This is a genomic window from Candidatus Sordicultor fermentans (assembly GCF_012728195.1).
Taxonomy (GTDB): domain Bacteria; phylum Atribacterota; class Atribacteria; order Atribacterales; family Caldatribacteriaceae; genus Sordicultor; species Sordicultor fermentans.
The window spans coordinates 1-9,667 of record NZ_JAAYFP010000143.1; the positions used below are offsets into that span (position 1 = coordinate 1).

A 9,667-nucleotide genomic window follows, 5' to 3' on the forward strand; every position below is an offset into this window, starting at 1 on the left:
CTTTGAGATACTGCTCAATCTTTTTCCCCAATTCCCGTTTCTTTCCTTCCAAGAGTTCAATTTTCTCCAAAAGAAAGCGAATCTGCCATTCCAAACTCTCCAGATAGATCTTGGAAGCCCAGGGCTTCTGGGAAAGAAGACCCTCCTTTTCTTCCTGGGTGAGGGAAGGAGAAAAACTTTCCTCTTTTCCTTTATCCTGGCAGAAAGCATTGATAGAAGGATATTTTTTGAAGAAAGCTCTCCCTTTTTTGGTATGGACTTTCTTTTTCAGTTTATCATACCAGTGACCATAGCTTTCACTCAACAAAGCATGCAGACGGTTCCAATCTGCGGTTAACTCCTTTACTATTTCTTTTCTCATCCGCAGGAGAGAAGTAAGAGCTTCTCTTTCTTCCTTAAGACATATGGGAGAAAGGCGGTCAGGGAAATAAAGACCAGCTCGAGCAATACTTCGAGCATCCAGAGAATCTGTATGAGCTTCTTTTTCCAGAATACGTAGGTGTTTTCCCAGAGCAGGATTTAATTCCCAGAGAGTGTATCCCTTTTGAGAGAGATCCAGGAAGAAAATACGAGAGGTAGTACCAAAACCTTCAGCTACAACAGGTATATCTTTAGGAAGTATATTTTCCAATTCCTCTACTGTATTAGCACAAACTGGGAAAGTAGTGTTATAATGCTCTTTGGAGGGGGAAAGTAGGGCTATTTGAATAGAGTATCGAGCAGGATCTATTCCTGCTGCCGCTTTCTCCCTCGGTGAAGATAGAGTGGCTAATTCCTGAGAAGCTAAAGCCATTTTAATTTCTCCTCCTTTCTTTTTCCCTCCTTTAGCATTTGCGTATCTCTTAATTTCCAATAACTTCCTACTTAGCTTAAAGGAGGGAAAAGAGGTGAGGTGACAGTTGACAGAGAGCCTTAGTAGGCAAAATTTTGTAGTCCATCCTCACCTCTTATCTTCTTATGATCCTATAATAACATACGCAACTTTTGTGGATAACCCGAGATAAGCATCCCCTTCTCAAATTCCATCAATGAATTTTACGCCTTCCATCGCCTTTTTATCCAGAAAACCTGCCCAATTCTCTCCATCCATCTTGAACTATAAAAAAGGGAGAAAACTCCCCTCCCACATAATGAATAGGAACCTATAATTACAGCGTTTCCGCTTTTCAATCTGATAGAACCCCACTAGATTGATAGTTAGAAGGTGCTAAGAATGCAAGCAGCACTTTCCGGTCTCCGGGAAACTCAACTACCTCAGAATACTTAGTCTGCTACTGAATGAGAGAAAAAATCAGGAGCTTCCCAGTTTTCTTCCTGAGAACTACCATTCAGATACGGTGGAGGTCACTTTTGGGCATCTTGTCCGGAACGTTATAGCTACCGCTATCCCATAGCAGCCCTTCGAACTATCGCCCCCATCCAGGCACACAAAAACATAAAAAGGTGGAAATGCCTCCACCTTTTTATGTTTTTGAATAGTACCCGGTTAAGCTAATCACTTAAGGCTTTAGTACTACCTTTATAGCATCTTCACCTTTTTCGGCTACCTCCATTGCTTTTTTGAATTCAGCAAGAGGAAATTCATGAGTTATGATTTCATCGGCTTTTACCGTTCCATCCGCTAAAAATTTGATAGCCAGAGGATAAGTATAAGGAGATAGATGAGCCCCTCTAATATCCAACTCTTTTACGTCACCAATAATGCTCCAGTCCACTGTGGTAGGCTCATTAAATACGCTGAACTCCACATATCTACCTAACTTTCTAATCATAGATAACCCCTGAATTACTCCCTTGGGGCTGCCGCTTGCATGAATATACACATCACAACCATAACCATCGGTCAAGTCTTTAACTCGCTCCACCACATCTTCTTCTGCGGGGTTGAGAACTAAATCAGCACCTAAGCGCTTAGCTAAATCCAATCTTTTAGGTTTAAGATCAATAGCTACCAACATGGAGGGGTTTTTCAGTCGAGCTGTCTGAAGCATACCCAAGCCCAGAGTACCGAGACCAGCAATTACCACAAAATCCTCCAGCTGGATATCGGCTCGCTCTACAGCGTGGATAGCGCACCCTAATGGCTCTACATAAGGACCCAACTTTAGAGGAAAATCATCAGGGAGCTTATAATTTATAGCAGTTTTAGGAAGACGGATATATTCAGCGAATCCTCCATCAGCTATTCCTTTTTGAAATCCATAAATATTGTGTACTTCACACATCCAGTATTGCCCTCGCAGGCAATAACGACATTTACCGCAGGGAATAATCTGTTCCGAAACCGCCCAATCTCCCAATTTCAGACCATACTTTTCTCCTGCACCTTCACCCAGGGCTACTACTTGCCCATAAAACTCATGACCGGGGATTACTGGAGTAGAAATATAAGCTGGTTGACCATCACCTCCCCAAATACGAGGAGCTCCATGAAAAGTTTTTGTATCTCCGGCACATATACCACAACCTCCAACTCGAAGAAGTACTTCTCCTTCCCCGATTTGGGGTACATCCACTTCCTCTAACCGGAAATCTCCTGGTGCATAGTTAACCACTGCTTTCATTTTTTTAGGAATATCACCCAGAGTTTGAACTTTGCTCAATTATAGTACCTCCCTTCTTTACTAGAATTATATTGTATCAATATAATACCACTGCCGGGCCAAAACCGCAGCCGGCAGTGGTATTATGTATTAATGCTATTTCCGTCCCAATTCAATAACTACTATTTAAGCCACTCCTTGGGAGGAGCTAATCTTTGGGCTCTCTGGTTAACTTGTTTTAAAGCCTCATCAGCTGTCATGCTCCCACTCCAAACATTATGAAGCATCTCCATCCACACTTCGCTCAAGGTAAAAGCATTAGGATTAGGAGTCCATCTTAAAGCGGCGTACTTTTCCAGATTTTGAGTTACTACTTCTCGGCAAGTACCATTACCCCATTTGGAAGTTCTCTCCACGATAACAGGATCGTTCCAGGCCGAATAACGGGTAGGGGTAAAATTGTTATACTCAGAAGAGGCTATGAGCATAACCGGTTTACTAGTTGCCCATTCCAGGAAAAGCCACGCAGCTCCTTTATGATTTGATGCAGCATTCATGCCTACTGACCATGCCCAAATGTTAGATTTAATTCCTTCAGGACCCCTCGGGGCTAAAGCTACTGCCCAGTCTTCCGAAACAGAACAGAATGCTGGATCAGAAAGTTCGCCACCCCAATGGTCAGCATCAATCAACATCGCCACGCTACCTGAAGCAAAAGCATCCTTTACATCGTACCAATCAAGGGTTGGCCAATCTCGCGGTCCAAAATCCCGGATAAGCTTTATCCAGAGATCAGTCATTTCTACCACTGGTTCACTATAAATAGCAGGGTTCCCTTCTTCATCAAAATCTCTTCCTCCATAAGAAGAAAAGAGAGTTAAATAAGCAGAGTTAATGGTACCAGCACCTTTAACTCCTCTTACTGAGAAGGGCAAAATACTAGTAATACCATCATTCTTAAAACCTTCATCAAGTTTTTGAGCAGCTTCATATATTTCATCTAAAGTTTCAGGAACTTTGATACCATACTTAGAGAAAAGATCTGTGCGATAGTAGAGAGCATATGCTTCAAGCTGAGCAGGAATAGCATACAAATTATCCATCACTCGGCTAGCTTCGATTGCCATTTCTACAAAGTCATCCATATCGTAAAAATCCAGATCAGTCAACTCCGGATTATTTAGATACTGATCCAACGGCTCTAAGTAACCACCTGGTATAAATTTCCAATTTAACATGGGAGAAGTCATCACAATATCAAATTCGGGGGAACTGCTGGTCAAAACAATGGTCTGCCTTTCAAAAAATTGTTGTTCAGGTAATGACAAAGCCTCCACTTTTATTCCGGTTAGTGCTTCAAACTCGTCTATTAATTCCAAAAAGGTGGAAGCCATAGGGTGTTTGCAAAGCAACAAGTTTATAGTTTCTCCTTCAAACTGACGCCAATCAATATTAGCCTTTTCAAAAACTGATTGGTCTAAGGTTACTTCACCAAAAGATAACGAAGTTAAAAATAAAGAACACACCAAAACTCCAATTAATAACATTAATCTGTGACTCCGACTAAGCATTCCCACTTACCTCCTTCTCGTCAAAGAGTTAATTGCCAAATCTCCCACACTGGCTAAACCAAAAACCAATTTTACGAATTCTGCAAATTAACTATCGGATTTTGCGCTATTCACCTCCTTCCGCCTTCCACAAAAACATCACATATAAGAAATACTTTTTTGCCACAAATTGACAAAAAACCGACTTAAAATATAAATTATTACAAACAAAATAGTAGCTACACACATGGCGTACGCCATATCCCCATATCTAAAAGCGTTCAGATAAGTCCAAAGGTGAAGATTAGTAGTCGAGTTACCAGGACCCCCAGCCGTTGTAGCATAAATAATGTCAAATACCTTAAACGACAGAATTAATCTAAACATTAAAGACACTAAAACTAAGGGTCTAAGCAAAGGCCAGGTTATATAAATAAAAGTATGCCAGGCACCAGCCCCATCTACCAGAGCAGCTTCATATGGTTCTTGAGGAAGGCTTTGAATACCAGCAAAGATGATTAATGCTACAAACGGAGTATAGATATAAGCATCAATCATAGCCAGAGAAAACAAAGCAACAGAGGGATTTGCCAACCAGGCAATGGGTTCAATACCTATGAACCCCAAAAGATAGTTAACTACACCTCCATCGGTAGACAACATAAGCTTCCACATTAGAGCAGAGAGAACTGGGGCAACCGTCAATGGGATAACAATAATTGATCTAAAAAACCATTGACCCCTGGTATTTTTACTTAAAATGTAGGCTACTAAGCTACCTAAAAGCATTTCGATAGTAACTGCCAAAATCACGTACTGAAAAGAAACTAAAACCGCGTTCCAAAAATTCCCGTCTTGAAAAAGGTAAAAATAATTTTCCAGACCTATAAAGCTTATATGAGGAGTAGTCATACTCCAATCGGTGAAAGAAAGCCCCACCCCCAAGAAAAAAGGAATCACTCCGATTAAGATAGGAACTAATATGGCCGGTAGAAGAAAAAGTTTGCTCATTCCGTTTCTCCCTTTTAATCTTTCACTTAACTGAACCAAAGGTTAGACCACGAACAATATGCTTCTGGACCAATAAGGCCAAAATTATCTCTGGAATAGCAGAAACAATGATGGCTGCTGCCATTTGACCCCAAAGAACGGCCTCATATCTGATAAATCCTAAAGAACCGGTAGTTACCGGCATAGTATTCTGGCCACCCACCACCAGGGCAAAAACAAAGTTATTCCAGCAGAAAATAAAAGTAAGAAGAGCCGTAGCCGCCAGTCCCCCTTTGGCCAGAGGTAGGCTAACCCTCCTAAAAGTCTGCCAGGGGCTGGCTCCATCGATCAAAGCCGCCTCTTCAACTGATATTGGAATATCCATGAAATAGCTTCTACTCATCCAAACCACAAATGGGATTCCAATAAGCTGGTAAATGAGAATAAGACCTAAGTAATTATCAAGAAGCCCTATAGACTGGTAAATCCGATAAAGAGGTAAAGCAATAGCAATTTCGGGACCAAACCAAAAACTCAACAAGGTAAAAGCTATACTTTCCCGAGTAGATTCCTCTTTAAATTTACCTCGAACCAAAACATAAGCTGCCGGAACCCCTATAATAATAGCCAGGAGAGTACTCATACCACTTAAGATGAAGCTGTTCAAAAAGTAACGGGGAAAATCAGGTTTCGAAGCAGGCAAAGAGGTAGTTCCAGTCTCGCCTGTAAAAAGACCGCGATAATTCATTAAAGTAGGCTTGAAAACGAACTTTGGCACCGGCGAAACAATATCACTGTGAGTTTTTAAGGAAAGAGTGAACGTCCAGTACATGGGAAAAACAAATACTATCACCAAGAGAGCCAGCAAAAAATAATAGAGGACGTGCCGCATTTAAGGTTTTCTCACCTCCTATTCAATTCTTATATTCAAATCCTTTGATCTTTAACGGTAAAAATTAATGTCAAAAAGCAAAGGAATTGATAGTCCTTCCCATAGTTTATTGTTGCTGAGTAGTACCTTTTCCCTTAACTAATAATAATTTTCAATAATTTTCTCGATACCACCTTCCTTTTTTGTTTGCTTAAACAAAAAGGCTTCCAAAGCAATAAACTACTTTGGAAGCCTTTTCTCCTTTTCTCCCAGCCACCTCCTTGTTTAGTATAATACAACTAACCACATTGTCAAGGTCGCGAAGACCGTTTGAAAATTCTTCTCCTCATGCTTTTATAGCTAACTGCAAAAAACCGCGGTGGTTCCTCCTCTTTGTGTTACATTCTTCTCTATGTGTGACATAGTCAGTCGCACAGTAATATCATTTTTCCTATACTACTATTAAAGAAATCTTATAAGCTTTTATGGAGATAATTAAATCGGGAGCAGTAGTATGAGAAAACATAATAAGACCGACTCCCGATATCAAGACAGAAGTTTCATCCTGTTCGTTTCTGGTCTCTCTTAAGCAAGCTTCTCGGAGATTCGTGAAGTATCTCTATAAAGATATTGTCAAATGCGCGGGTTCTTCCATTTCTGCCGGTTTGGATACTACTTTCTCCAGTTTCCCAGTAGTTCATAATATCATAGGCTGGGAGCTCTGATAGCTATTGAACATCTGAAGATGAGAAATCAGTAATACCCTATCCAGACAAAAGCTCTCATCCTGGGTATTAGACATCTCTTAGGCTAATGTACCTTGCTATAATAAAACACCCGACTCAGATAAAGTAAAGATGTATTTATTTTTAAAGATCTCTCCCGAACGTCACTCAAAAGAAACAGAAGAGATAACGCGTAGCCTTGCAGTATCTGCAATAACATATAATAAAATGAGAATAACCTGGATTGTTTTGATACAATATAAGAAAGAAGGTGATAAAATGACAGTAGCAGTGGTTATGGCGGGGGGACGAGGAGAGAGGCTGTGGCCCTTGAGCCGAAGCTATCGTCCCAAGCAGTTTGTTTCCTGGAAAGGGAATAGTTTTTTTCGAGCCACAGTAGACCGAATAACACCAGTAGTAGGAGCAGAAAATATTTACGTAGTAACTCAAAAAAAATATAAGGAACTGGCTCTAAAACAGGCTCCTTTTATCCCTCCCTCCAACGTTATAATAGAACCTCAGGGCAAAAATACCGCTCCCTGTATCGGTCTTGCGGCGGTCATAATCAGCACTTTAAAAAGTCCCGAAGAGATAATGATAGTTCTCCCTGCCGACCACTTTATAGGAGATGAAAGAACTTTTCAGAAGTTAATCCGTTTTGCCTGTCGTCTGGCAAGTGATGACTTTCTGGTCACCTTAGGTATTACCCCCCTTTATCCTAACACCGGTTATGGATATATTCACTATGGAGAATCCCACCAAAAGGAAGGAGAAATGGAAGCATTTAAAGTTTTAAATTTTACCGAAAAACCAGACCTTGAAACTGCCAGAAAATATCTGAAAGAAGGAACGTATTTGTGGAATAGCGGGATATTTGTGTGGAAAGCCAAAGTCATTTTAGAAGAGATAGAAAAATATATGCCTGATTTATACCGGGGGCTTATGAAGATAAAAGAAAAAATAGGTACTCCCCAAGAAAAAGAAGTGGCGAGCAAAGTCTTCAAAAATTTAGAAAGCATCTCCATAGATTATGGAGTAATGGAAAAAACTGACCGGGCTCTGGTCATCCCTGCCGATATGAAATGGAGTGATGTAGGTTCCTGGGTAGCCTTGGAAGAGATTCTGGAAAAAGACGAACAGGGAAATGTTGTTTTAAATAAACATCTGGGAATTGACACCCAAAATTGCATCATCTGGACCAGAAAGCCAGTAGTAACTCTGGGCGTAAAAAACTTAGTAGTGGTGGAAGCTGATGATGTAATTTTTCTTATGCCCAAAAGTCACAACCAGAGAGTGCGGTCGGTAATTGAAGCTCTAAAAAGGCAAGAAGAGTTCAAAAAGCTTCTTTAGTTTAGATAATAAACTCTATTCCCCCTCCGCCTTACCTTTCGCGCTATGCCGTACTCAGATGAAAGTCAATCACTTACTTTAAGTATGGCGATGAGCCACCCGAGAAGCCCCAAAAGAATCCGGCTTAACTTTAGCTACAAATCCCATACCTTCTATCATTCCTACTATTTCTTTAATCAAACTACGAGTGGGACCGTTATTTCCTACATCTACATGAATTTCCACATTATAGTTGGAAAGATGATTATCAGGAAAAGAATCCAGGAAATCCATCAATTTCTGAGAAATTTGCAAAGATAGGAGTGCTTCCTGGTAAATCCTGTCTCGTATGGTGTATAAGCTATGAGTACGAGTTCTCCGCCAGAAATATCTCGCTCCCCAGCCTACCCTGTGGATAACAATGGCAGTAACAAACAGCTGCGCTGGTGGAGAATCATCTGTCTCTCGAGAATCAGTTCCAATGATCAATCGATAATGAAATTGGGGCTCTTCCCTTATAAAATTGAGAATGGAAATAACTGCTTCTTTGAAACTCAGGCGGCCCTGAGTGGGACTATGAAAGTACAAATCTTGAGAAATTGCTAAATCGCGGTCTTTAACTCACCTCGTCTTTAGTTTTATTTCACTTATTTTATCACTAAAAGTATATTTTTGCTTACTATTTTCCTTAATTAAGGTTAAAATTAAATCAGAAATTTTTAATATCAGGAATAACGAATATGAAAAAGTATCTCTGGGTAGTGGTAATTTTAATAGTGGGTATTTCTTCTATTTTCTACCTCCGAAGCAGAAGCCTGGAAAACAAAAATAACTCTGTTTTTAGAGAATCGTGGGAAGAGAAGTGCATCGGAATGGTGGAGCAACAAATTGAAAAAAGAGGGGTTAAAGACCCTCTGGTTCTCAAAGCCATGCGAGAGGTGCCCCGTCACGAGTTTGTTCCTGAAAACTTGCAAAATCAAGCCTACGATGACACCCCTCTTCCCATTGGATACGGACAGACTATCTCACAGCCTTATATTGTCGCTTTGATGACCGAAAATCTACAAATTGTGCCCGGATGTAAAGTGCTGGAAGTGGGAACGGGTTCAGGGTATCAAGCTGCTATTTTAGCCCGGATGGGATGTCAGGTTTATACTATAGAGATAATTAAAGATTTAGCTGAAAAGGCGGAGGAAAAATTAAAAGAGTTAAGCTATGATAACGTAATAGTGAAACAGGGAGATGGATATTTAGGCTGGGAAGAAGAAGCACCTTTTGATCGAATAATAGTAACCTGTGCAGTAGACCATCTTCCCCCACCTCTCCTCAGCCAGCTGAAAGAGGGTGGGAAAATGGTTATCCCGGTAGGTCCTCCCTGGAGTATACAAAGTCTATGGGTAGTGGAAAAAACCAGAGATGGCATTACTACTCGAGACTTAGGAGCAGTAAGATTTGTCCCCTTAACCCGGGAATTTCAGGGAGAGTGAGAGAAGTTGCCAGCCAATTTAACTCCTCAATACCGGGAAGCAGAAGCCCGTTACCGAAGCGCTAAAACGCCGGAAGAAAAGTTTAAAGCTCTGGAAGAAATGTTAGCAACAATACCCAAGCATAAAGGAACAGAAAAGCTACAGGCAGAAATCAAGCAAAAAATATCTAAAC

General features: G+C 40.7%; 8 protein-coding genes. 2 read left to right on the plus strand and 6 right to left on the minus strand.

The window, feature by feature from the left end; translation table 11 throughout:
- The 5 genes from GXZ17_RS07555 to GXZ17_RS07575 all read right to left on the minus strand — a co-directional run.
- Positions 1–793, minus strand: a 793-nt coding sequence (locus GXZ17_RS07555; protein WP_409376683.1) for a transposase, incomplete at its 3' end; no start/stop codon positions are given.
- Between the two features lie 706 nt (positions 794–1,499).
- Positions 1,500–2,564 (minus strand): alcohol dehydrogenase catalytic domain-containing protein, encoded by a 1,065-nt coding sequence (locus tag GXZ17_RS07560; protein ID WP_409376690.1) that lies wholly within the window; start codon positions 2,562–2,564, stop codon positions 1,500–1,502.
- A 161-nt stretch (positions 2,565–2,725) separates the two neighbouring features.
- Positions 2,726–4,114, minus strand: a complete 1,389-nt coding sequence (locus GXZ17_RS07565) for an ABC transporter substrate-binding protein (protein WP_409376684.1) — start codon at positions 4,112–4,114, stop codon at positions 2,726–2,728.
- A 138-nt stretch (positions 4,115–4,252) separates the two neighbouring features.
- Positions 4,253–5,104, minus strand: coding sequence for a carbohydrate ABC transporter permease (locus tag GXZ17_RS07570; protein ID WP_409376685.1), 852 nt, complete (start codon positions 5,102–5,104; stop codon positions 4,253–4,255).
- Positions 5,105–5,126: 22 nt separating this feature from the next.
- Complete coding sequence (locus GXZ17_RS07575; RefSeq protein WP_409376686.1) at positions 5,127–5,975, minus strand: carbohydrate ABC transporter permease; 849 nt, start codon at positions 5,973–5,975, stop codon at positions 5,127–5,129.
- A 983-nt stretch (positions 5,976–6,958) separates the two neighbouring features.
- Here GXZ17_RS07575 and GXZ17_RS07580 point away from each other — a divergent pair.
- Positions 6,959–8,029, plus strand: coding sequence for a mannose-1-phosphate guanylyltransferase (locus tag GXZ17_RS07580; RefSeq protein ID WP_409376687.1), 1,071 nt, complete (start codon positions 6,959–6,961; stop codon positions 8,027–8,029).
- A gap of 78 nt (positions 8,030–8,107) precedes the next feature.
- Here the strand turns inward: GXZ17_RS07580 and GXZ17_RS07585 are convergent, their stop codons facing one another.
- A complete protein-coding gene (locus GXZ17_RS07585) occupies positions 8,108–8,596 on the minus strand; it encodes a ribonuclease H-like YkuK family protein (protein WP_409376688.1) in 489 nt (162 codons plus the stop codon).
- A 152-nt stretch (positions 8,597–8,748) separates the two neighbouring features.
- Here GXZ17_RS07585 and GXZ17_RS07590 point away from each other — a divergent pair, with 152 nt between their 5' ends.
- Positions 8,749–9,495, plus strand: coding sequence for a protein-L-isoaspartate(D-aspartate) O-methyltransferase (locus tag GXZ17_RS07590; protein WP_409376689.1), 747 nt, complete (start codon positions 8,749–8,751; stop codon positions 9,493–9,495).
- Positions 9,496–9,667: the final 172 nt, after the last annotated feature.